At 63.8% G+C, this 21413-nt stretch carries 19 protein-coding genes; 2 read left to right on the top strand and 17 right to left on the bottom strand.

Translation table 11 applies throughout. The annotated features are described in order from the left end of the window. Nucleotides 1–10: 10 nt before the first annotated feature. A complete protein-coding gene (ppsA, locus tag ACLFKU_RS01635; RefSeq protein WP_368587325.1) occupies nt 11–2413 on the bottom strand; it encodes a phosphoenolpyruvate synthase in 2403 nt (800 codons plus the stop codon). A gap of 491 nt (nt 2414–2904) precedes the next feature. On the opposite strand from ppsA, the gene ACLFKU_RS01630 reads away from it, so the two are divergent. Beyond that, nucleotides 2905–3720 carry a pyruvate, water dikinase regulatory protein gene (locus ACLFKU_RS01630; protein WP_013089690.1) on the top strand — a complete coding sequence of 272 codons (816 nt, stop codon included), beginning with the start codon at nt 2905–2907 and terminating at the stop codon, nt 3718–3720. 58 nt (nt 3721–3778) lie between these two features. Here ACLFKU_RS01630 and ACLFKU_RS01625 read toward each other — a convergent pair whose 3' ends face one another. The 16 genes from ACLFKU_RS01625 to rpsB all read right to left on the bottom strand — a co-directional run bounded on the left by ACLFKU_RS01625 (nt 3779) and on the right by rpsB (nt 20042). Next, nucleotides 3779–4567: a TrmH family RNA methyltransferase gene (locus ACLFKU_RS01625; RefSeq protein WP_410847956.1), complete on the bottom strand. Its 789-nt coding sequence runs from the start codon at nt 4565–4567 to the stop codon at nt 3779–3781. 105 nt (nt 4568–4672) lie between these two features. After that, complete coding sequence (gene rnhB, locus ACLFKU_RS01620; RefSeq protein ID WP_368587327.1) at nt 4673–5422, bottom strand: ribonuclease HII; 750 nt, start codon at nt 5420–5422, stop codon at nt 4673–4675. Further along, a complete protein-coding gene (gene lpxB, locus ACLFKU_RS01615) occupies nt 5419–6588 on the bottom strand; it encodes a lipid-A-disaccharide synthase (RefSeq protein ID WP_410847955.1) in 1170 nt (389 codons plus the stop codon). The genes rnhB and lpxB overlap by 4 nt, the downstream gene beginning before the upstream one ends. A 3-nt stretch (nt 6589–6591) precedes the next feature. Beyond that, complete coding sequence (lpxA, locus tag ACLFKU_RS01610) at nt 6592–7380, bottom strand: acyl-ACP--UDP-N-acetylglucosamine O-acyltransferase (protein ID WP_176108295.1); 789 nt, start codon at nt 7378–7380, stop codon at nt 6592–6594. A gap of 100 nt (nt 7381–7480) precedes the next feature. After that, nucleotides 7481–7945: a 3-hydroxyacyl-ACP dehydratase FabZ gene (gene fabZ, locus ACLFKU_RS01605; protein WP_006048683.1), complete on the bottom strand. Its 465-nt coding sequence runs from the start codon at nt 7943–7945 to the stop codon at nt 7481–7483. 185 nt (nt 7946–8130) lie between these two features. After that, the gene (gene lpxD / locus ACLFKU_RS01600; RefSeq protein WP_410847954.1) at nt 8131–9243 is read right to left on the bottom strand and encodes a UDP-3-O-(3-hydroxymyristoyl)glucosamine N-acyltransferase; all 1113 of its coding nucleotides are present in this window, start codon (nt 9241–9243) and stop codon (nt 8131–8133) included. An 84-nt stretch (nt 9244–9327) separates the two neighbouring features. Continuing rightward, complete coding sequence (locus ACLFKU_RS01595) at nt 9328–9849, bottom strand: OmpH family outer membrane protein (RefSeq protein ID WP_026225318.1); 522 nt, start codon at nt 9847–9849, stop codon at nt 9328–9330. A 90-nt stretch (nt 9850–9939) separates the two neighbouring features. Then, complete coding sequence (gene bamA / locus ACLFKU_RS01590; protein WP_368587330.1) at nt 9940–12252, bottom strand: outer membrane protein assembly factor BamA; 2313 nt, start codon at nt 12250–12252, stop codon at nt 9940–9942. Nucleotides 12253–12319: 67 nt separating this feature from the next. Then, nucleotides 12320–13714: an RIP metalloprotease RseP gene (rseP, locus tag ACLFKU_RS01585; protein WP_410847953.1), complete on the bottom strand. Its 1395-nt coding sequence runs from the start codon at nt 13712–13714 to the stop codon at nt 12320–12322. 7 nt (nt 13715–13721) lie between these two features. Next, nucleotides 13722–14927, bottom strand: coding sequence for a 1-deoxy-D-xylulose-5-phosphate reductoisomerase (locus tag ACLFKU_RS01580; protein WP_176108290.1), 1206 nt, complete (start codon nt 14925–14927; stop codon nt 13722–13724). A 10-nt stretch (nt 14928–14937) separates the two neighbouring features. After that, nucleotides 14938–15759, bottom strand: a complete 822-nt coding sequence (locus ACLFKU_RS01575; RefSeq protein WP_368587333.1) for a phosphatidate cytidylyltransferase — start codon at nt 15757–15759, stop codon at nt 14938–14940. Then, nucleotides 15753–16535 (bottom strand): polyprenyl diphosphate synthase, encoded by a 783-nt coding sequence (uppS, locus tag ACLFKU_RS01570; protein WP_368587334.1) that lies wholly within the window; start codon nt 16533–16535, stop codon nt 15753–15755. The genes ACLFKU_RS01575 and uppS overlap by 7 nt, the downstream gene beginning before the upstream one ends. A gap of 61 nt (nt 16536–16596) precedes the next feature. Continuing rightward, on the bottom strand, nt 16597–17157 hold the full coding sequence (gene frr, locus ACLFKU_RS01565; RefSeq protein ID WP_013089702.1) for a ribosome recycling factor: 561 nt from the start codon (nt 17155–17157) through the stop codon (nt 16597–16599). Between the two features lie 97 nt (nt 17158–17254). Further along, nucleotides 17255–17968: a UMP kinase gene (pyrH, locus tag ACLFKU_RS01560; protein ID WP_013089703.1), complete on the bottom strand. Its 714-nt coding sequence runs from the start codon at nt 17966–17968 to the stop codon at nt 17255–17257. 222 nt (nt 17969–18190) lie between these two features. After that, nucleotides 18191–19072 carry a translation elongation factor Ts gene (tsf, locus tag ACLFKU_RS01555; RefSeq protein ID WP_368587335.1) on the bottom strand — a complete coding sequence of 294 codons (882 nt, stop codon included), beginning with the start codon at nt 19070–19072 and terminating at the stop codon, nt 18191–18193. A 217-nt stretch (nt 19073–19289) separates the two neighbouring features. Next, nucleotides 19290–20042, bottom strand: a complete 753-nt coding sequence (rpsB, locus tag ACLFKU_RS01550) for a 30S ribosomal protein S2 (RefSeq protein WP_013089705.1) — start codon at nt 20040–20042, stop codon at nt 19290–19292. 532 nt (nt 20043–20574) lie between these two features. On the opposite strand from rpsB, the gene map reads away from it, so the two are divergent. Then, entirely contained in the window at nt 20575–21384 is an 810-nt protein-coding gene (map, locus tag ACLFKU_RS01545) for a type I methionyl aminopeptidase (RefSeq protein ID WP_152850980.1), read from the top strand. Nucleotides 21385–21413: the final 29 nt, after the last annotated feature.

The raw sequence follows: 21413 nt of genomic DNA, 5'->3' as shown, positions 1-21413 counted from the left end.
ACCTCGCGAGTTACGCCTTTGCCTTTGCCAGCTGCTGCCACGTATCGATGATCGTGTCGGGGTTCAGCGAGATCGACTTGATGCCTTCGTCCGTCAGCCATTGCGCGAAGTCCGGGTGATCCGACGGCCCCTGGCCGCAGATACCGACGTACTTGTCCAGACGCAAGCAGGTTTCGATTGCGCGCTTGAGCATGAACTTGACCGCCGGATCGCGTTCGTCGAAATCGACGGCGAGCAGCTCCATGCCCGAGTCGCGGTCGAGGCCGAGCGTGAGCTGCGTCAGGTCGTTCGAGCCGATCGAGAAACCGTCGAAGTACTGCAGGAACTCTTCGGCGAGGATCGCGTTCGACGGCACTTCGCACATCATGATCAGGCGCAGGCCGTTCTCGCCGCGCTTCAGGCCGAACTTCGCGAGCAATCCGACCACGCGCTCCGCCTGTTTCAGCGTACGCACGAACGGCACCATGATCTCGACGTTGTCGAGGCCCATCTCTTCACGCACCTTCTTCAGCGCGACGCATTCCATCTGGAACGCCTCGGCGAAGTCTTCCGCGATATAGCGCGATGCGCCGCGGAAGCCCAGCATCGGGTTTTCCTCGTCGGGCTCGTAGCGCGAACCGCCGATCAGCTTCTTGTACTCGTTCGACTTGAAGTCCGACATACGCACGATGACGGGCTTCGGATAGAACGCCGCCGCGATCGTCGCGATGCCTTCGGTCAGCTTGTCGACGTAGAACGCGCGCGGCGACGCGTGACCGCGCGCGACGCTTTCGACCGCCTTCTTCAGGTCCTGATCGACGTTCGGGTACTCGAGGATCGCCTTCGGGTGCACGCCGATGTTGTTGTTGATGATGAATTCGAGTCGCGCGAGACCCACACCTGCGTTCGGCAGTTGCGAGAAGTCGAACGCGAGCTGCGGATTGCCGACGTTCATCATGATCTTCACCGGAATCGCCGGCAGTTCGCCGCGCTGCACTTCGGTGACTTCGGTTTCGAGCAGACCGTCGTAGATCTTGCCCTCGTCGCCTTCCGCGCACGACACCGTGACGAGCGCGCCGTCCTTCAGCACGTCGGTCGCGTCGCCGCAGCCGACCACCGCCGGCACGCCCAGCTCACGCGCGATGATCGCCGCGTGGCAGGTGCGGCCACCACGGTTCGTGACGATCGCCGACGCACGCTTCATGACGGGCTCCCAGTTCGGGTCGGTCATGTCGGCGACGAGCACGTCGCCCGGCTGCACGCGGTCCATCTCCGACGGATCGTGGATCACGCGCACCGGACCCGCGCCGATCTTCTGACCGATCGCACGGCCCGTTGCCAGCACGTTCGACTGGCCCTTCAGCTTGAAGCGCTGCTCGGCCTTGCCGCCGCCCTGGCTCTTCACCGTTTCCGGACGCGCCTGCAGGATGAAGATCTTGCCGTCGCGGCCGTCCTTGCCCCACTCGATGTCCATCGGACGCTGGTAGTGCTTCTCGATGATGACCGCGTACTTCGCGAGTTCGATCACGTCTTCGTCGGTGATCGAGAAACGGTTGCGCTGCTCGTGCGCGACGTCGACGGTCTTCACGCGGCCCGGCTCGCCCGGCTTCGTGAACTCCATCTTGATCAGCTTCGAGCCGATCGAGCGGCGGATGATCGGGTACTTGCCCTGCGCGAGCGTGGTTTTGAAGACGTAGAACTCGTCCGGATTCACCGCGCCCTGCACGACGGTTTCGCCGAGGCCATAGCTCGACGTGATAAAGACAGCGTCCTTGAAGCCCGATTCGGTATCCAGTGTGAACATCACGCCCGCTGCGCCGACGTCCGAGCGCACCATGCGCTGTACGCCCGCCGACAACGCGACTTCAGCATGCGTGAAGCCCTTGTGGACGCGATAGGAGATGGCGCGGTCGTTGTACAGCGACGCGAACACGTGCTTCATGCGATCGAGCACGTCGTCGATGCCGACCACGTTCAGATAGCTTTCCTGCTGACCGGCGAATGATGCGTCGGGCAGGTCTTCCGCGGTCGCGGACGAACGCACGGCAAACGAGAGCTCTTCGGGCGAGCTCTTTTGCAGCGTGTCGAACCCCGCGCGAATGTCAGCTTCGAGCTGCGGCTGCAGCGGTGCGTCGACGATCCATTGACGGATTTCCTTGCCCGCTTCGGCGAGCGCCTTCACGTCGTCGACGTCGAGCGTCTCGAGACGTTTGGCGATGCGTTCGGTCAGGTTGTTGTGCTGCAGGAAGTCACGGAACGCGAGCGCGGTGGTCGCGAAGCCGGTCGGCACGCGCACACCGGCTTCCGCGAGCTGGCTGATCATCTCGCCCAGCGACGCGTTCTTGCCGCCGACGATTTCCACGTCGGTCATCCGCAACTGCTCGAACGGAACTACATACGCCTTGTCCTTTGCGACGGTAACTGCGTTAGTCATACAAGCCCCTAAGTGTGAAAGAAATTCACGACTGTGCAAGTGGGCTTGAACACGGGCAGCCCATTGGAAGCTCGACCCCGTGTCTTGCACAACCTGTTAGATAAGCAATCGCTGTTAACGCTCGAATGCGGTTGCACGGGGACACCGGCGCGTGCATGACGGAGACGGCGGCGAAGAACGCCAATCAACGCACTTACCGCTCGATCTCTTGCGTTCAACGCATGTTCAGGTCAGATGACGTGAGGTTGAACGACCGTTCGCAGTAATTTAGCGGCCAATCGCCTGCAATTGCTTATCCAACAGGTTGCCGCTATTCTACCGTGCCGACTCCCCAAATGTGGCGGTCGGTCGAGAATTGCGTCTCGAATCGCGCCCCGGCGCAGCCATCGGGCTTTTGCGAGGCCGGCCGCGCGCCGCTGCGGTTCGATCCAAGCGCGTTCTAGTGCCGCGCTTTGCCCGCTCATTTGCCTTTCACGTTCACAGCCCCACTGATGCCGCCCACCGTATTCATCGTCTCAGACGGTACCGGGATCACTGCCGAAACCTTCGCGCATTCGATCCTCTCCCAGTTCGACCAGAAATTCCGCCTGGTCCGCGTGCCATTCGTCGACTCGACCGAGAAGGCCTACGCAACGCTCGAAAAAATCAACGAAGCGGTCGTGCAGGACGGCCGTCGTCCGATCGTGTTCACCACGCTCGTCGATAGCTCGTCGAATCAGATCGTGAAGGATTCGAACGCACTCGTGCTCGACATGTTCCAAACCTTCGTCGAGCCGCTCGAGCAGGAGCTGGAGCTGAAGTCGAGCCACGCGATGGGCCGCGGTCACCAGAACGCGGACACCGAGGAGTACAAGAACCGCATCGAGGCGATCAATTTCTCGCTCGCGCACGACGACGGTCAATCGAACCGCAATCTCGCGGACGCCGACGTGATCCTCGTCGGCGTGTCGCGCAGCGGCAAGACGCCGACGAGCCTTTATCTGGCGATGCAGTACGGCGTGAAAGCGGCGAACTATCCGCTGATTCCCGAAGATTTCGAGCGCGGCAAGCTGCCCACGCCGCTGCTCGAGCATCGGCAGAAGATGTTCGGGTTGTCGATCGATCCGCAGCGGCTGTCGGAGATCCGCAACGAGCGGCGGCCGGGCAGCAAGTACGCGGCGCTGGAAAACTGCCGCTATGAGATCAACGAAGCAGAAGCGATGATGCGGCGCGAGGGGATCAAGTGGCTGTCGTCGACGCACAAGTCGATCGAGGAGATCGCGACGACGATCCTGCAGGAGATCAAGCTGGATCGGCCGTCGTATTGAGCGACCGCGGAGCAGGCGTTGCGTTGCCGGGCCAGCGCCCGCGCAACGCCACTGACGTCTACTTTTTACGGCCGCGCTGCTGCCGGCACTGCTCGAACACGCAGACGGCCGCCGCGGCCGCCACATTCAGCGATTCCATGCCGCCAGGCTGCGGAATCGTCACCCGCAACGACACGGCATCGCGCCACACCTGCGACACGCCCGCCCCTTCGTTGCCGAACACCCACGCAAGCGGCCCGCTCAGGTCGCAGTCATAAATCGCTGCGGCGCCGTGCGAATCGGTGATGACGACCGGGACCGCCAGACGTTCGATCAACGCGCTCGCGTCGACATCCTCATGAATCTGCAACAGGAAGTGCGCGCCCATGCCGGAGCGCAGCACCTTCGACGACCACGCGTAGGCCGTGCCCGGCGCGCAGAACACGTGTTCGATGCCCGCGGCCGCCGCACTGCGCAGAATCGAGCCGACATTGCCCGCGTCCTGCACGCCGTCGAGCACCAGACAGTTTTGCTCGACGCGCTCGGGCAGCGGCGCGTCCAGCTTCTCGACGAGCAGCAGAATCCCGACGCCATGCACCACATTCGACAACTGTCCGAATAACGCATCCGGCAGCGTCACGAGCCGATGCTCGTCGATGCGCGAGACGATCGCCTGCGCTTCGTCGTGACGCAGCGCGCCGTCGGTGACGACGCAGAGCTCCGGCTGACCGGCGACGTCGAGATACGCGCTCGCAAGATGGAAGCCCTCGAGCAGCGCATGGCCGCTGCGGCGCTGTTGATGCGTCGAGCCGGCCAGTGCCTTCAGGCGCTTGTAGAGCGGATTGTCCCGCGAGGTGATGGCTTTCACAGGCAGCGAAGGCGGTGAGAAATGGAAATGGGATCAGTGGCAAATCAGTAGGGAATCAGCGGCGCTCGAGCGCGAACCGCGTTCGAGCCGTGCTGATGGCGCTGGTCACGCGAGGCCGGCGTCGCCGAATGCATCGTCGTCGAGCAGCAGCGCGTCGGCCACGATGACGGCGTCCGCCGATGGCAGCGGCACGCCTGTGCCGAGCCGCAGATGCGCTTCGCGCACCGGCGCGAACGAGCGCCGATGATGCTCGCACGGCCCATGATCGCGCAGCGCCGCGAGATGCTGCGGCGTACCATAACCGGCGTGCGCGTCGAAGCCATACACGGGATACGCCTCGTGCAGCTCGAGCAGCATGCGGTCGCGCGCGACCTTCGCGAGAATCGACGCCGCCGAGATACTCTTCACGAGCGCGTCGCCGCCGATCACCGCTTCGCTACGGATGCTGAGCGTCGGGCAACGGTTGCCGTCGACCTTCACGAGCGTCGGCACGACCGACAAGCCCTCGACCGCGCGCTTCATCGCGAGCATTGTCGCGTGCAGGATGTTCAGCGAATCGATTTCCTCGACCGTCGCCGATGCGATGCAATACGCGAGCGCGCGATCGACGATCTTCTCGTACAGCGCTTCACGCTTGAGTGCGGTGAGCGCCTTCGAATCGTCGAGGCCGCGGATCATCGGTTTCGCAGGATCGAAAATCACCGCTGCCGCGACGACCGGTCCGGCCAGCGGTCCGCGCCCTGCTTCGTCGACGCCGCAGACGATGTCGTCGGCGCTTTCGAAGTTCAGGCCGGCTTGCGCGACGACCCGAACGGCGGCCGCAGTCTTGCGGCGAGGCGCGCGCGGCGGGGTCATGGCCGCCCCGCCCGTTGCTCGACGACGCTCGCCACGACTTCGGCCGCGCGCTGCGCGGTGTTCTGCTTCAGCACGTGGTGCATCTCCGTGAAGATTTCCTTCAGCGTGCGCCGGTTCGCTTCGTCGCGCAACTGTTTCAGCGTCGCCTCGGCGAGCGCCTGCGGCGTCGCGAAGTGCTGCAGGATCTCCGGCACCACGAAACGCCCGGCCAGAATGTTCGGCAGGCCCACGTACGGCAGATAGCCCTGGCGGCGCATGATCTGGCCGGTTAGCCAGGGCACCTTGTACGAAATCACCATCGGCTTTTTCAACAGCGCGGCTTCCAGCGTGACGGTGCCGCTCTTCACGAGAATCGCGTCGGCGGCGGTCATCGCGAGTTGCGACTGGCCGTCGATGATGGTCAGCGCGAGGCCCGGGTGCGCATCGACGAGCGGCTGCAGCAGCGCGCGCAACGTGGGCGTGGCCGCCGGCATCACGAAGCGCACGCTGGGCTCCTGGTGCTGCATCATCTCCATCGCCGCGAAGAACGTCGGGCCGATCAGGTCGATCTCGGAGCGCCGGCTGCCCGGCAGCACCGCGATCACCGGCCCGCTTTCCGCGAGACCGAGCGCGCGGCGCGCGCCGAGCGTGTCGGGTTCGAGCGGGATCTGATCGGCCAGCGGATGCCCGACGTACGACGCCGCGACGCCCGCCTTTTCGAGCAGCGCGGTTTCGAACGGGAACACGCACAGCATGTGGTCGACCGCCTTGGCGATCTTCTTGATGCGCCCCCCACGCCATGCCCAGATGGACGGGCAGACGAAGTGCACGGTCGGAATGCCGGCGTCGCGCAGCGCATGCTCGAGCCCGAAATTGAAGTCGGGCGCGTCGACACCGACGAACACGGCCGGCGGCTCGGCAAGCAATTGACGCTTGAGCTCGTTGCGGATACCGAGGATTTCGGGGATGTGCCGCAGTGCTTCGACATAGCCGCGCACCGTCAGCTTTTCCATCGGCCAGTGGGCGTCGAAGCCCGTGGCGATCATGCGCGGACCGCCGATGCCGTAGTACTGCGTGGCGGCCGGCAACCGGCTGGCGAGACCGTCGAGCAGCGATGCGGCCAGCAGGTCGCCGGACGGCTCGCCGGCCACCATCGCGACGCGCAGCGGACTGGGTTGCAACGTCATCGGTTAGCGGATGATGCCGCGCTGCGACGCTTCGACGAACGCGAGCAGCGTCTGCACCGGGGCGTCGCCGTCACCGCCGGCCGAACCGAGTTCCTTCAATTGCACCTTCGCTTCTTCGAGCGACAGGCCGTTCTTGTACAGCACGCGATATGCGGAGCGCAGCACCGAGATAGCGTCAGCCGAGAAACCGCGGCGGCGCAGCCCTTCGACGTTGATGCCGTGCGGCTCGGCCTTGTTGCCCGCAGCGATCACATAGGGCGGCACGTCCTGCACGAGCGCCGACGCGCCGCCGAGCATCGCGTGCGCGCCGATGCGCACGAACTGATGCACGCCCGACATGCCGCCGATGATCGCGTGGTCGCCGATCGTCACGTGGCCGGCCATCTGCGCGTTGCTCGACAGGATCACGTTGCTGCCGACGTGGCAGTCGTGACCGATGTGCACGTAGGCCATGATCCAGTTGTCGTCGCCGAGCGTGGTGACGCCCGCGTCCTGCACCGTGCCGGTGTGGATCGTGGTGAATTCGCGGATCGTGTTGCGGTTGCCGATCACGAGCCTCGTCGGCTCGTCACGGTATTTCATGTCCTGCGGACGGCCGCCGACCGATGCGTAATGGCCGATGCGGTTGTCTTCGCCGATCGTGGTATAGCCCTCGATCACGCTGTGCGAGCCGACCGTGCTGCGCGCACCGATCGTCACGTGTGCGCCGATCACCGCATAGGGCCCGACTTCGACGGATTCGTCGAGCTGCGCGCCCGCTTCGATGATCGCGGTGGGATGGATCCTGCTCATGCGTCCTCGCTTCTGATTCTGTTGCGTTGTGTGGATGGCCTTGACGCCGGGGCCGCCGCGCACTTGCCGTGCCGCGCCGCGATCTGCCCGGACGCCGGCTTCACGCGTCTTTGTCCGTGTGACGCACCGCGCACATCAGATCGGCTTCAGCCGCGACGACGCCATCCACTTCGGCGCGCGCCTTGAACTTCCAGATGCCGCGCATGTGACGCTCGAACGTGCAGTTCAGGATCAGCTGATCGCCCGGTTCCACCACGCGCTTGAAGCGCGCGTTGTCGATGCCGACGAACAGGTACAGCGTGTTCGACGGATCGCTCGGCTCTTCCGAGAACGTCAGCAGCGCCGCGGTCTGCGCGAGCGCTTCGAGGATCAGCACGCCTGGCATCACCGGCCGCGTCGGGAAATGTCCCTGGAAGTACGGCTCATTGATCGACACGTTCTTCAACGCTTTGATGCTCTTGTGCGGTTCGAGTTCGAGCACCCGGTCGACCAGCAGGATCGGATAACGATGCGGCAGCAGCGTGAGAATCTTATGAATGTCGAGATTGATTTTTTCGGTGCTCATGGTGTTTCTGCTCACGCATTGACTGCGCGATGATGACTGCGGATGCTGGTGCAGGTGGGTTGAAAACGCGCGCGACCGGCGCCTTGGATGACCGGTGGCCGTGCCACCCGGTCACGGCCACCGGCTTTGCTTCATGATGCTCGACCACTATTTTACGCGGTGCCGGTGGGTCGCCGGGATATCTGTCAGATCTTGTTGCCTGCGGGTTGACCTGCGGCGCCGTCAGTGGCGCTGCCGGCCTTGTCGGCGGCGGCGCTCTCCAGCGCCTTGATGCGATCGCGAAGCTTGTCGATATTGCGCAACAGCGCCGCGCTCCTGTTCCAGTCCGCGTGGTTCACGGCGGGGAACGCACTCGTGTACATGCCGGGCTTCAGCAGCGATTTCGACACGCCCGACTTCGCGGTGACGATCACATGATCGGCAAGCGTCACGTGTCCGGCAATGCCGACCGCGCCGCCGATCATGCAGTGACGCCCGATGGTCGTGCTGCCAGCGATACCTGCGCAGCCCGCGATCACCGTGTAGGCGCCGACCTTGCAGTTGTGGCCGATCTGCACGAGGTTGTCGATCTTCACGCACTCCTCGATGATCGTGTCGGCCATCGCGCCGCGGTCGATCGTGGTATTCGCACCGATTTCGACGTCGTTCGCGATCAATACGCCGCCGACCTGCGGAATCTTCACCCAGCTGCCGGTGCGCGCATCGCCCTCGCCGACGAAGTCGGGCGCGAAGCCGAAGCCGTCCGAGCCGATCACCGCGCCCGCGTGCACGATCACGCGCTCGCCGAGCTTGCAGCCGTGGTACACGGTCACGTTCGGATACAGATGCGCGTTCGCGCCGACACGCGTGCCGCGGCCGATCACGACGTTGGCGTCGAGCCGCGCATGCTCGCCGATCACCGCGCCCGCTTCCACGGTGACACGCGGACCGATCATCGCGCTCGCGGCGACCTGCGCGGAAGGATCGATGGTTGCGCTCGGATGCACGCCGGGGACGGGCTTCGGCGCGGCGAGCTCGATGAAGGTTTGCGCGACGCGCGCAAAGTAAGCGTAGGGATTCGGCGTGACGATGAAGTTTCGACCTTCGCGTGAAGCGAGCTTCTCGAGGTCGCCGGCATTGATCAGCACCGCGCCGGCGCGGGTCGTTTCGACTTGCGACAGATATTTCGGATTGGCGAGGAACGCCAACTGGTCCGGGCCTGCCTGGTCGAGCGGCGCGAGACTGCTCACGCGCTGCGACCCGTTACCGACAACCTCACCGCCGAACCGCTGGACGATGTCCTCGAGCTTAAATGCCATGCCTATCCTGTCTCCAACCTGTTCAATCATTGCGAGGGCGCGCGCCAATGCGCGCGGGCCACCGTACGCCGCCCCCGGTTGCCCTTAGTTGCCCGATGCCGCCAGTGCCTTTAGCACCTGGTCGGTGATATCGATGCGCGGGCTCACATACACGGCTTCCTGCACGATCAGATCATAGTGCTGCGTTTCGGCGATCTGCTTGATGACCTTGTTCGCGCGATCGAGCACCGCCGCGAGTTCCTCGTTGCGGCGCTGGTTCAGGTCTTCGCGGAACTCACGCTGCTTGCGCTGGAAGTCCGAGTCGAGCTGCGACAGGTCGCGCTGCTTCTGCGCGCGATCGGTCGCTGACATTGTCGCGCCATTCTTGTCGAGTGCATCGGACATCGACTTGAGCTTTTGCGCCATGTCGGCCAGATCCTTGTCCCGCTTCGCGAATTCGGCCTCGAGCTTCAGCTGCGCGGCTTTCGCCGCAGCCGATTCGCGCAGGATGCGGTCGGAATTCACCGCGGCGATTCTCGCCTCCTGCGCGTGCGCCATGCCGACCCCGAGGGTCATTGCCAGCGCCAATGCGCACGCTACACGTTTCGAAAACATACCGGTTAGCAAAGTCATCCTCTCGATACTGTAGTTTGGCCGGGCTCGCCGCCGGGAGCACCCGCCGCCGCAGCCGGCCGCCGGGAGCGCCCGTCGCCCCAATCAGAACGCGGTCCCGATCTGGAACTGGAACTTCTGATACTGGTCGCCCGTGTGCTTCGTGAGCGGGAAGCCAAGGCTCAACTTGAGCGGGCCGATCGGCGAGATCCATGCGAGACCCACACCGTAGCCGTAACGCAGGCCGTTCGCGCCAGTCGACGTCGCTGCCGTGCTCGCGTCCGCCCAGACGTTACCAGCGTCCAGGAAGGTGAACACACGCAGCGTGCGGTCGTAGCCGGTGCCTGGCAGCGGGAACGTCAACTCGATATTGCCCACCAGCAGCTTCGAGCCGCCGATCGGATCGCCGGTCGTTTTGTCACGCGGACCCAGTGAGCTCGGCTCGTAACCACGCACCGAACCGATACCGCCCGCGTAATAGTTCTTGAAGATAGGATAAGGCTTGCCAGCAAGGCCGTTACCATAGCCGCCCTGGAAGTTGAAGCCCAGCACAAAGCCGCGCGCAAACGAGTAATAGTACTGCGCGTTGATGTCGGCCTTGTAGTACTGGGTGCCGCCGATCGGCGTGCCGTATTCCGCGTTCGCCTGCGCGAAGTAGCCGCGGCTTGGCACGAGCGCGCTGTCGCGCGCATCGCGCGACCAGCCAACCGTAAGCGGCACGTTGTTCGACACCCGGCCGAAGTCATTCACGTATTGCTTATATGAAGCCGGGGTATTTGCATCGACGTCCAGCTGGTTCTGTTCGAAGCCCGCGCCGAAGTAGACGGTATCGACTTCGGAGAACGGAATGCCGAACTTGAGGTCGCCGCCCATCGTGACGATCTTGAAGCTCGAATCGGTCGAGTAGTACAGCGGCTGGTAGGTACGGTAGTAGACGTCGGTGATCCGCTTGATGCCGTCCACCGTGAAATACGGGTCGACCTGCGTGACCGTCAGCGTACGGTACGTCTTCGCAGTATTGATGTTCACCGCGAGGCTCGTGCCGGAGCCGAACACGTTGTCCTGCGAGATACCAGCGGACAGCACCACCTTGTCCGTCGACGAGAAACCTGCACCGAGCGTAATTGCGCCGGTCGGCTTTTCGGCGACCTTCACGTCGATGTCGACCTGGTCGGGCGTGCCTTCGACCGGCACCGTGGTCACGTCGACGTCGGTGAAGTAGCCGAGACGGTTGATACGGTCCTTCGACAGCGAGAGGCGGTTCGAATCGAACCACGAGCTTTCGAGCTGGCGCATTTCGCGGCGCACCACTTCGTCGCGCGTGCGCGTGTTGCCGACTACGTTGATGCGGCGCACGTACACGCGACGGCTCGGGTCGACCTGCAGCGTCAGGTCGACGGTGTGGTTGTTCTGGTCGATCTGCGGCTGGGCATTGACGGTCGCGAACGCGTAACCGTATTCGCCGAGCTTGTCGACGATCGCCTTCGTGGTGGCCTGCAGCTTTTCGGCCGAGAAGCGGTCGCCCGGCCTGATCTTGATGAGCTTCTTCAGCTCCGCTTCGCGGTCGAGCAGATTGCCGGCGAGGCGGATGTTCGAAATCGTGTACGGCTGGCCTTCATGCAGCGTGATGGTCAGGTACATGTCCTTCTTGTCCGGCGAGATCGACACCTGGGTCGATTCGATGCTGAACTCGAGGAAGCCGCGATTCAGGTAGAACGAGCGAAGGTTCTCGAGGTCGCCGGTGAGTTTGTCTTTCGCGTACAGGTCGTTCTTGGTGTACCACGAGAACCAGTTCGGCGTGGACAACTGCATTTCGTCGCGCAGCGTGCCGGTGCTGAATGTCTTATTGCCGATGAAGTTGATCTGGCGGATCTTCGCGCTCGGACCTTCGGCCACCGAGAACAGGATGCCGACGCGGTTGCGGTCGATCGGCGTGATCGTCGTGGTGACTTCGGCCGCGTAAAAACCGCGCGTCAGGTACTGGCGCTTCAGTTCCTGCTCGGCCTTGTCAACCAGCGCCTTGTCGAAGTACCGGCCTTGCGACAGCCCGACCGCGCGCAGCGCCTTGATCAGGTTGTCCTTTTCGAATTCGTGGATGCCGGCAAAGTCGATCGTGCCGATGGCCGGGCGCTCCTGCACCTGCACCACCACCACGTTGCCTTCGGTTGCAATCTTGACGTCGTTGAAGAAGCCCGTCGCGTAAAGCGCGCGAATCGCTTCAGAGGCCTTGTCGTCGGAAAAGGTATCGCCTTGTTTGATGGGCAGGTACGCGAACACCGTACCCGGTTCGACGCGTTGCAATCCCTCAATGCGAATGTCTTGCACCACGAAGGGCGTCGTTGCATGAGCAACCAGCCCATGCGCGGCGAACGCCGCGGCTATAACCGTCTTTGGACCAAAGCGATGAGGTTTGAACAACGTGCTTCCCCAGTGTGTATAGCTGCATCAGGCCTGGCGGCCGCCCTCGAGAACGCCGCCGGACACTTTAAAAATGGATTAAACGAGCCAGATCGTTGAACAGCGCAATCGCCGACAACGCGACGATGCAGGCAAGACCCGCCCTCTGAAAAACGAGTTGCCAGCGATCAGAGACAACTTTACCGGTCACAGCTTCAACCAAATAATATAACAGATGACCCCCGTCCAATACCGGAATTGGTAGCAGGTTCAGCACGCCGAGGCTAATGCTGACAAGGGCCAGGAACGACAAAAACGCGGAAGGACCCAGACGTGCGCTCTTTCCCGCGTAGTCGGCAATCGTCACCGGACCGGACAGGTTCTTCAGCGATGCCTCGCCGACGATCATCCGGCCAAACATCCGCACCGAGTACACCGCGAGGTCCCACGTGCGGCGCGCGCCGAGGCGTAGGCTCTCGAGCGGGCCGTAGCGCACGTCGATCGACGGCACCTGGGTCGCCAGCTCCGCGCCGATGCGGCCGATCTGCTGCCCGCTCGCCGCATCGCGCTGCAGTTGCGGCACGATCGTGATCTCTTCGAGCGTGCCGGCCGCATGTCCGCCGCGGCCGCCGCGCTCCACCCGCAGCGTGACCGGCACGCCGGCGTGCGATTTTACAAAGGCGATGAAGGCCGCGGCACTATCGGTCGGCGTACCGTTGATCGCGCGTAGCCGGTCGCCCGCGACGAGCCCCGCCTTCTGCGCGGCGCTGCCCGCCTGCACGCCGGCCACCGTCAGCTTGCCGCCACCTGGCTCGAAGCCGAGGCGCGACATCAGATCGTCGTCGACGTCTTTCTCGCCGATGCCGCGCAGGTCCATCGGAAAATCGGAGGTGCCGTGCGCGTCTTTTGCACTGAGCACGATGCGCTGCTGATCGAACGCGGCACCGAGCAACTTCCAGCGCAGATCCGACCACGAGCGCACCGGCTCGGTCTCGTCGCTATGGCCGGTGCGCACACCGACGATCGTCTCGCCGCCCTCGAAGCCCGCCAGCGCGGCGGGTGTGTTCGGCGCGGGCGTCGCGATCACGGCCGCCGGTTCGGTCACGCCTGTCGCGAACACGAGCGCGAACAGCAAGATCGCAAGCAGGAAATTCGCGACCGGACCGGCCGCGACGATCGCGAAGCGCCGCCACACCGACTGGCGGTTGAACGCATGCGGCAGATCCGCGTCGGGAACCGAGCCGGGGCCGGCCTCGCGCTCGTCGAGCATCTTCACGTAGCCGCCTAGCGGCAGCGCGGCAATCGTCCACTCGGTGCCCGTCTTCTGACTGACCCACTGAACCAGCGGCTTGCCGAAGCCAATCGAAAAACGCAGCACCTTCACGCCGCACAGACGCGCGACGCTGTAGTGCCCGTACTCGTGGACCACCACGAGTACGCCAATCGCAACCGCGAAAGCGAGCAGTTCGATCAGCAGATTCATAAACGCCTCACTGGACGGCGCGTTCCGTGCGACGAACGCCGTCGGGCAGACGCGCGATGAATTCGGTAGCAGCACGGCGCGCGGCGGCGTCCGCTTCGATGACGTCGTCGAGCGCGTGCGCGCTGCGGTTCGGCAATGCGTTCAGCACCGAGTCGACCACCTGCGCAATCGCCATGAAGCCGATGCGGCGCGCGAGGAACGCCTCCACCGCGATCTCGTTGGCGGCGTTCAACGCCGCGCTCGCGACACCGCCTTCAGCCAGCGCCTTCATCGCGAGCGCGAGGCACGGGAAGCGCGCGTAGTCGGGTTTCTCGAACGACAACGACGCGATCTCCGCGAGATCGAGCTGCGCGACGCCCGAATCGACACGATCCGGGAACGCGAGCGCGTGCGCGATCGGCGTGCGCATGTCGGGGTTGCCGAGCTGCGCGAGCACCGAGCCGTCCGCGTACGACACCAGCGAATGGATCACGCTCTGCGGATGGATCAGCACATCGATGCGCTCGCCGGGCAGATTGAACAGCCAATGTGCCTCGATCACTTCGAGGCCCTTGTTCATCATCGTCGCCGAGTCGACCGAGATCTTGCGGCCCATCACCCAGTTCGGATGCTTGCAGGCTTCGTCAGGCGTCACGTCGACGAGCGTGGCCGGTTCGCGCGTGCGGAACGGGCCGCCGGACGCGGTCAGGATGATCTTCGAAACGCCGCCGTGCAGCGATGCCTCGCGCGGCAGGCACTGGAAAATCGCGTTGTGTTCGCTGTCGACCGGCAGCAGGACCGCGCCGTTGTCGTGCACCGCGTCCATGAAGATCGCGCCGGACATCACCAGCGCTTCCTTGTTCGCGAGCAGGATGCGTTTGCCGGAGCGGGCCGCGGCAAGGCTCGGCGCGAGACCCGCTGCGCCGACGATCGCTGCGACCACGGTGTCGCAGCCCTCGCTCTTCGCGACGTCGACGAGCGCCTGCGGTCCGTATGTGACCTCTGTCTTGCTGCCCGCATCGCGCAGCTTCGCGGCGACCTTCGCGGCCGTGTCGGCGTCGCCGACCACCGCCACTTCGGGCGCGAAGCGCAGGCATTGCTCGACGAGCTTGTCGCCGTTGCGATGCGCGCTCAGCGCGTAAATGGAAAAACGCTCGGGATGGCGCGCGACCACGTCGAGCGTACTGTCTCCAATCGAGCCCGTGGAACCGAGCAATGTCAGACGTTTTTGCATATCTCTTTCTCTAGCCGAGCAGCAGCATCGCGAGCGGCAGCACCGGCAACAACGCGTCGATGCGATCGAGCACGCCGCCGTGCCCCGGCAACAGGCCGCTCGAGTCTTTGACGCCGGCCTGGCGTTTCATTATCGATTCGAACAGATCGCCGACCACGCTGAAAACCACCAGCAGGGTCAGCGCGAGCACCGTGCGTAGCGCGCCCAGTTGCGCCAGCAGCGCAGAATACAGGGTCGGCTCGAACGCGTGCAAAAAGATCGCCGCCGCCGCGACGATCATGACCAGCAACCAGCCGCCGATTGCGCCCTCCCAGGTTTTACCCGGACTGATGGCGGGTGCCAGCTTGTGCTTGCCAAACGCCTTCCCCGAGAAGTATGCGCCGATATCGGCGAGCCATACCAACAGCAGCAGCGACAGCACGAACGGCACACCCAGCATGCGTGCTGCGACGAGAGCATGCCAGCACGCGATGAAACCGACGATACCGGCAAGAAACAGAAAGGCGCGCCAGGCGCCCTGCGCGAGCACGGGCTTGCGCAGCAGCACGAATGGGCCGCCAATCACCCAGAAAATCGCCGCCGCCTGAAAGAATGGCCGTGCATGCTCGGTGCCGATGCCCAGCCGCGTGCTGGTGACAAGCCCGAGTGCCGCGACGAGCGCGTACAGCACCGGACCCGCGCCGCCGAGCTTCAGCAGGCGTGCCCACTCCCACGCGGCGAACACGACGACGAACGCGATCAGCGCGCCGAACGCGCCGACCGGCGCGAACAGCGTGACAGGCAGGAACACTGCCAGCAGCACGATCGCCGTGATGACACGGGTTTTTAGCATGGAAGCGAATCGACGTTCTGCGATTGCGGCTCGAGCTGAGCACTGGTGCGGCCGAAGCGGCGTTCGCGCTCGGCGTACGAAGCGATGGCGTGACCGAGCGCGTCGGCGTCGAAATCCGGCCAGAACGTGTCGGTGAAATAGAACTCGGTGTAGGCGAGCTGCCACAGCAGGAAGTTGCTGACGCGGCGCTCGCCGCCGGTGCGGATGAACAGGTCGGGCTCGGGCGCATAAGCCATCGACAGATGCTCGGCGAACGCGTCCTCGTTGACCTCGACCGGTTTGCCGGTCGCCGCCGCCTGCTCGACGAGCTTGCGGGTGGCTTGCATGATGTCCCAGCGGCCGCCGTAGTTCGCGGCGATGGTCAGCGTAAGGCGGGTATTGCGCGCGGTCTTGGTTTCCGCACGCTTGATCAGATCACGGATCTTGTCGTCGAAACGCGCGAGGTCGCCGACCACGCGCAAACGGATGCCGTTCGCGTGCAACTTGCCAATCTCGCGCTCGAGCGCGGTGACGAACAGGCGCATCAGGAACGACACCTCCTCGTTCGGACGGCGCCAGTTTTCCGAGCTGAACGCGAACAGCGTCAGATATTCGACGCCCCGCCGCGCGCACGCCTCGACGGCCGCCCGCACCGCGTCGACGCCGCGCGTATGGCCCGCCACGCGCGGCAGACGCCGCTGGGTGGCCCAACGGCCGTTGCCATCCATGATGATCGCGATGTGTCGCGGCACCGCGGCGACTTCAGGCACGCGCACGGTTGAGCTGGTATAGGTCATGGCCGTCGGGACAGTAATGCCAGTAAAGAAGTGGAAATCAGAAAGGCTGAGCCGAACGGCGTCAGACCGTCATGATCTCAGCTTCTTTCGTCGTGACGAGCTTGTCGATTTCAGCGACGAACTTGTCCGTCAGCTTCTGGACGTCGTCGCCGGCACGACGCTCGTCGTCTTCAGAAATTTCCTTGTCCTTGACGAGCTTCTTCAGTTGCTCGTTGGCGTCGCGACGCAGGTTGCGCACGGCCACCTTGGCCGTTTCAGCTTCGCTGCGCACCACCTTGGTCAGTTCGCGGCGACGCTCTTCGGTCAGCGCGGGCATCGGAACGCGGATCACGTCGCCGTGCGTGGCCGGGTTCAGACCGAGGTCCGACTCGCGGATCGCCTTTTCGACGACCTGGACCATCTTCTTTTCCCACGGCTGCACACCGATCGTGCGAGCGTCGATCAGCGTCAGGTTCGCGACCTGCGAAATCGGCACCGGCGAGCCGTAGTAGTCGCACTGGATATGATCGAGCAGGCCCGTGTGCGCACGGCCAGTGCGGATCTTCGACAGGTCGTTCTTGAACGCGTCGATGGAGCGCTGCATCTTCTGTTCAGCGCCCTTCCTGATATCAGCCACAGACATTTTTAAACCTCCGAACCTTCAAAACGGTGCGAGCCGCCCGGCACGCGTGATGCGGCGGCCCGGGCTCGCGTCAAAGCCCATGTAATGTAAACGAAGTTTACACGTGGACGAGGGTGCCCTCGTCCTCACCTAGCACGATGCGCTTGAGCGCACCGGGTTTGACGATCGAAAACACGCGGATCGGCAGCTTCTGGTCGCGGCACAGCGCAAAAGCCGTCGCGTCCATCACCTGCAGATTGCGGCCGATTGCCTCGTCGAAGCTGATCGTGGTGTAACGGGTCGCGCTCGAATCCTTCTTCGGGTCGGCCGAATAGACGCCGTCCACCTTGGTTGCCTTCAGCACCACTTCCGCGCCGATTTCCGAGCCGCGCAATGCAGCGGCCGTGTCTGTCGTGAAGAACGGGTTGCCGGTGCCGGCCGCGAAAATCACGACCTTGCCTTCCTCGAGCTGGCGGATCGCGCGGGGGCGGATGTACGGCTCGACGACCTGGTCCATGCGCAGCGCGGATTGCACGCGCGCCTCGATGCCAGCATGGCGCATCGCGTCCTGCAGCGCCAGCGCGTTCATCATCGTGGCGAGCATACCCATGTAGTCGGCCGTCGCGCGGTCCATACCCGCCGCGCCGCCCGCGACGCCACGAAAAATATTGCCGCCGCCGATCACCACGGCCAGCTGCGTTCCGAGACGGACCACTTCGGCCACGTCCGCCACCATTCGTTCGATGGTCGCGCGATTGATGCCGAAGGCATCGTCGCCCATCAAAGCTTCACCGGAGAGTTTGAGCAGGACGCGTTTATAGGCAGTGGGCATAGAGGTATCCAGATCGCGCAGAACAGGGCAACAACAAGGGACTAATGTAGGGGTGAAATGCTGATTCGGGCAAGCGCCGCCAAATTGGCGAACCCAAGGGTTCGCCAGCGGCGGCCACGCGGCGAGGGTCAACCCGTGCGCGGCCTTGCGGTGCTGCCGACCGCGGCGAGGTCTTGCCTCGCCGCGGGTCCAAACGGTACAGCTGTGAAGCTTAGGTAACGCTTATTGTTGCTTTGCAGCAGCGACCTGAGCGGCCACTTCCGCAGCGAAGTCGTCCTGCTTCTTCTCGATGCCTTCACCGACCACGAACAGTGCGAACTTCTGCACGCTCGAGTTGGCCGCCTTCAGCATCTGCTCGATCGTCTGCTTGTCGTTCTTCACGAACGTCTGGTTCAGCAGCGACACTTCCTTCAGGTACTTCTGCACGCTGCCGTCGACCATCTTGGCGACGATTTCAGCCGGCTTGCCCGATTCGGCCGCCTTCTGTTCAGCGATGCTGCGTTCCTTCGCGATCAGGTCCGCCGGGACGTCGTCCGACGACAGCGAAACCGGCTTCATCGCGGCGATGTGCATCGCCACGTCCTTGCCGACCTGCTCGTCCGCGCCGGTGTACTCGACCAGCACGCCGATGCGCGTGCCGTGCAGATACGCCGCGAGCTTGTTCGCGGTGTCAAAGCGCACGAAACGGCGGATCGACATGTTTTCGCCGATCTTGCCGACCAGCGCGAGACGGACTGCGTCGACGGTCGAGCCGTCGAGCGGCAGCGCCGACAGCGCGGCGACGTCAGCCGGGTTTTGCGTTGCGACGAGCTCGGCGACCTTCTTCGAGAACGCGAGGAAGTCGTCGTTCTTCGAGACGAAGTCGGTTTCGCAGTTCAGCTCGACGAGCGAACCAGCGTTGCCGCCGATGAACGATGCGACCACGCCTTCAGCCGTCACACGCGATGCCGCCTTGCTCGCCTTGTTGCCGAGCTTCACACGCAGCAACTCTTCAGCGCGCGCCAGATCGCCGTCGGCTTCCGTCAGCGCCTTCTTGCATTCCATCATTGGCGCGTCGGTCTTCGCGCGCAGTTCTGCAACCATGCTTGCGGTAATTGCCGCCATCATTTGCTCCTTGAGTTCTGTCTGTCACACGCCGCCCGCACTTCGATGCCGGCGGCAGGAATTCGTTTCAGCGTTTTCGCGTATTTTTGCGAGCGACGCGTGCCACGCCACCTCGGACACTCTGCCAGATGTCCGTTACAACATCTGTTACAAGCGTCGCGGCTTAAAAAAAGGGGGCCTGTAGAAAGCCCCCTTTTATGTCGGACACTGGGCAGCCTTACGCTTCCGGGTTGACCTCGACGAACTCGTCGCCGTCGCCGCCACGTGCTGCCTGGACCACTTCGTTGACCGCATTGGCACGGCCTTCGAGGATCGCGTCGGCCACACCTGCCGCGTACAGGGCGACGGCCTTGCTGGCGTCGTCGTTACCCGGGATCACGTAGTCCACACCTTCCGGCGAGTGGTTCGTATCGACCACGGCGATGACCGGAATGCCGAGCTTGTTCGCTTCGGTCACGGCAATCTTGTGGTAGCCGACGTCAACCACGAAGATCGCGTCCGGAATGCCGCCCATGTCCTTCACGCCGCCGATCGACTTCTGCAGCTTGGCCATTTCGCGCTCGAACAGCAGCGCTTCCTTCTTGCTCATGCGCTCGGTTTCACCGGCTTCCAGCGCTGCTTCCATGTCCTTCAGGCGCTTGATCGATACCTTCAGCGTCTTGAAGTTGGTCAGCATACCGCCGAGCCAGCGTGCGTTCACGAACGGCATGCCAGCGCGCTGCGCTTCCTGGGCGATCGTGTCGCGCGATTGACGCTTCGTACCGACGAACAGGATCGTGCCGCGGTTCGATGCCAGCTGACGCGCGTACTTCAGCGCGTCGTTGTACATCGGCAGCGTCTTTTCGAGGTTGATGATGTGAATCTTGTTGCGATGACCGAAAATGAAGGGAGCCATCTTCGGGTTCCAGAAACGGGTCTGGTGACCGAAGTGGACACCTGCTTCCAGCATTTGACGCATCGTAACTGCCATGAAATTCTCCACTAGGGTTGGGTCTTAAGCCGGCTGCCGTACGGCCGCGCCCGCCTCTATTTTGGCTGGAACGCGGCGGCACCCTGGGTGCGCCGGCTTGCGAATTGGTTGCCTGATACTGCTTTCTTTGACTCACGACGCCAGCAACCGAATTGCCGCGAGAAGCCGGTTCTGCCTGGTTCGAATAAAAACGGACTAGGACCGACTTAGCCAAAGAGTATAGCACGCGACTATCGACTGACTCAACCGACCCAACCACCGGCCGATAGCCATCCGCACCGCAGCGCACAGCCAGGCCCCGAATCCCCGCTTCCCGTCCAATGGCCCACCAATCGGCCGATTTGGATCGCTTTTAGCCCATTACCGCCCGATCCAGCGCAACGAGCCCGCCCCCACTGCTGTAAAATGGCTCGATTCCGCCACGCGCGGGGGATCGTCGACGATCGACCGGCATGCCGTGTCCGGAAGACGCCCTCCGCCAGGCCACCGTCACACCCAGCGAGCCTTATCCAGCAAGGCTTCCGAGGAAACCATGGCTATCACCATCAAAAACGAAGACGACATCGCGAAGATGCGCGTCGCCTGTCGGCTCGCGAGCGAAGTGCTCGACTACATCACGCCGTTCGTCAAGGCCGGCGTCACGACGGGCGAGCTCGACCGCCTGTGCCACGAATACATGCTGAAGGACCAGGGCACGGTCCCCGCGCCGCTGAATTACCAGCCGCCCGGCTACCCGCCGTACCCGAAGGCCACCTGCATTTCCGTCAACGACGTGATCTGCCACGGCATTCCGGGCGACAAGGCCCTGAAAAACGGCGACGCGCTGAACATCGACATCACCGTCATCAAGGACGGCTACTTCGGCGACACCAGCCGCATGTTCATCGTCGGCGAAGGGTCGATCATGGCGAAGCGCCTCGTGCAGGCTACCTTCGAGTGCATGTGGCTCGGCATCGACCAGGTGCGCCCCGGCGCCCATCTCGGCGACATCGGCTATGCGATCCAGAAGCACGCCGAAGGCCTCGGCTACAGCGTGGTGCGCGAATATTGCGGCCACGGCATCGGCACCGTGTTCCACGAAGACCCGCAAATCCTGCACTATGGCCGCCCCGGCACCGGGCTCGAACTGCAGGCCGGCATGATCTTCACGATCGAGCCGATGATCAACGCCGGCCGCCGCGACATCCGCACGATGCCCGACCAGTGGACCGTCAAGACCAAGGACCGCAGCCTGTCCGCCCAGTGGGAGCACACCGTGCTCGTCACGGAGACCGGCTACGACGTGCTGACCGTGTCGGCCGGTACGCCCGCGCGTCCGCCTGTGGTCGCGGCTACCGCCTGACCGATTCCGACCTCACCTCCCGTCTGCCA

The organism is Paraburkholderia sp. EG304, from assembly GCF_046543485.1.
In the GTDB taxonomy this organism is placed as follows: domain Bacteria; phylum Pseudomonadota; class Gammaproteobacteria; order Burkholderiales; family Burkholderiaceae; genus Paraburkholderia; species Paraburkholderia youngii.
This window is presented reverse-complemented; position numbering and strand designations above follow the sequence as displayed.

Coding starts and splice junctions, on each gene's coding strand:
- ppsA (WP_368587325.1), bottom strand. CDS start 2,413: ATGACTAACGCAGTTACCGTCGCAAAGGACAAGGCGTATGTAGTTCCG.
- ACLFKU_RS01630 (WP_013089690.1), top strand. CDS start 2,905: ATGCCGCCCACCGTATTCATCGTCTCAGACGGTACCGGGATCACTGCC.
- rnhB (WP_368587327.1), bottom strand. CDS start 5,422: ATGACCCCGCCGCGCGCGCCTCGCCGCAAGACTGCGGCCGCCGTTCGG.
- lpxB (WP_410847955.1), bottom strand. CDS start 6,588: ATGACGTTGCAACCCAGTCCGCTGCGCGTCGCGATGGTGGCCGGCGAG.
- lpxA (WP_176108295.1), bottom strand. CDS start 7,380: ATGAGCAGGATCCATCCCACCGCGATCATCGAAGCGGGCGCGCAGCTC.
- fabZ (WP_006048683.1), bottom strand. CDS start 7,945: ATGAGCACCGAAAAAATCAATCTCGACATTCATAAGATTCTCACGCTG.
- lpxD (WP_410847954.1), bottom strand. CDS start 9,243: ATGGCATTTAAGCTCGAGGACATCGTCCAGCGGTTCGGCGGTGAGGTT.
- rseP (WP_410847953.1), bottom strand. CDS start 13,714: ATGAATCTGCTGATCGAACTGCTCGCTTTCGCGGTTGCGATTGGCGTA.
- ACLFKU_RS01580 (WP_176108290.1), bottom strand. CDS start 14,927: ATGCAAAAACGTCTGACATTGCTCGGTTCCACGGGCTCGATTGGAGAC.
- ACLFKU_RS01575 (WP_368587333.1), bottom strand. CDS start 15,759: ATGCTAAAAACCCGTGTCATCACGGCGATCGTGCTGCTGGCAGTGTTC.
- uppS (WP_368587334.1), bottom strand. CDS start 16,535: ATGACCTATACCAGCTCAACCGTGCGCGTGCCTGAAGTCGCCGCGGTG.
- frr (WP_013089702.1), bottom strand. CDS start 17,157: ATGTCTGTGGCTGATATCAGGAAGGGCGCTGAACAGAAGATGCAGCGC.
- pyrH (WP_013089703.1), bottom strand. CDS start 17,968: ATGCCCACTGCCTATAAACGCGTCCTGCTCAAACTCTCCGGTGAAGCT.
- tsf (WP_368587335.1), bottom strand. CDS start 19,072: ATGGCGGCAATTACCGCAAGCATGGTTGCAGAACTGCGCGCGAAGACC.
- rpsB (WP_013089705.1), bottom strand. CDS start 20,042: ATGGCAGTTACGATGCGTCAAATGCTGGAAGCAGGTGTCCACTTCGGT.
- map (WP_152850980.1), top strand. CDS start 20,575: ATGGCTATCACCATCAAAAACGAAGACGACATCGCGAAGATGCGCGTC.